Annotated in this window: 1 protein-coding gene; it reads right to left on the reverse strand. The window is 42.9% G+C overall.

All coding sequences use genetic code 11. The features are described 5' to 3' along the window. Positions 1 to 229: 229 nt before the first annotated feature. On the reverse strand, positions 230 to 841 hold the full coding sequence (locus CIL02_RS14460; protein WP_094402783.1) for a hypothetical protein: 612 nt from the start codon (positions 839 to 841) through the stop codon (positions 230 to 232). Positions 842 to 1,491 lie beyond the last annotated feature (650 nt).

Genomic DNA, 1,491 nt, shown 5'->3' on the forward strand with positions numbered 1-1,491 from the left:
TTTCGTTTTATTTGTTTCAACCAAAAGCAATATAATATTTAATGCGAACATTTACAAATCTAACCAGCACTATTATATATGGAAACAACAAGAAGTTCGCATAAAATGGAAATTCGCATAACACACCTTATGAGAACATTCGCATAAGGTGTGAGAGGTCGGAAAACGAAAGTAGGAAGAAAACTACTTCGTTTTCCTCCTACTCGATTGGTTTCAAGTACACAGGCTGTTATTTCTGTGAGAGCATCATCGTGGTGCTTTCTTTCAGGTCCTCCGGAAGCTGTAGGCGTACATCGGTGCTGTTTGACGTGATGGCTTCTATAAAATGATTCCATTCCTTTTGGTAAATCATGCGCATCCTGGTGTCGTTCTTGCCATTACAGCTGTAGGAGATATTGGCATAGCGGTCGCACAATTTCACGAAGGGGGCGTATGGCGTAGAGCGTATGCCCGAGTAGTATCGCTCGTTTGCACGCTCAGCCCTGTTGCGCCCTTTCTCGTTGGTCAGTGCATAGGCAATCTCCGTTGCCATCAGTGCCTGGCTTCTGGAGAGCATTCCTGAGGCTATCTTCAGCAGATCGTTGTAGGTCAGCCGGGCATCTTCGATGCTGTCGTGGAAGTACGCCCCGAAGACTATTGGTAGAATGTCTTCCTCTACCGCTGCCACATGGTGCCCGTATTTCATTGCCGCGTCGGCAACCTGGCAGAGATGGTAGCCGTAGGGGAGTTTGTCACCATATATCTGGTTCACGCTGGCATGAAGAGCGCAAGCTCTTTCCCTGATTGTGCTGATAATATCTTTGTGTGAATGGAGAAAGTCCGCAAAAGTTTGTCTGTCCATAGCTCTTGATATTATTATGGTTTGTACGTATTCGGTAAAGGTGTAATAGGAAAATATTGAAGAAATCATCGCAAAGTTACAAAAAATCAGAGATAATCACCGCTTTTTGCGGAATAATATCCGTTTTGGACCAAAGTTTGGCCAGACAGCAATGGTTATAGGGGCATTCTATAAAACCTAATTAATAGAACACCCAAGTATGATTGTTATGTGTGAGCTATATATATAATAAGGTATAGTTTCTGTAATTAGTGTAATATTGTCAATCTTTCCGAAAATGTTTGTGCTTATGCCACATTTTTTATAGAAAAGTTTGGCTGTTTCGTGGAAAAGCAGTACTTTTGCATCCGCTTTCGAGAACACCGCCGCTTGCGGCAGTTCTGTGAGAAGTAAGAAAGAGTTCTTTGAAAAGATTACATAGACAGAGAAGTAGTACAAGAAGCGAGTGCCGAGTCTTTCCGATTTTTATTGGGAAGTATGAGGTGCTTGGGTAAACGAACCGTTCTATTCTTTAGAGATTAGATAAGACAGGTGTAAATCAAGGAGCATCCGGCTTGGGACAAGACAATTCGGCCGCGTTTATATGCGGTCAAGATGATATTTTACAATGGAGAGTTTGATCCTGGCTCAGGATGAACGCTAGCTACAGG

The organism is Prevotella sp. P3-122 (genome assembly GCF_002251365.1).
GTDB lineage: Bacteria > Bacteroidota > Bacteroidia > Bacteroidales > Bacteroidaceae > Prevotella.

Bases quoted from the DNA above. Each gene is read 5' to 3' on its own strand.
- CIL02_RS14460 (WP_094402783.1), bottom strand. From the start codon at position 841: ATGGACAGACAAACTTTTGCGGACTTTCTCCATTCACACAAAGATATT.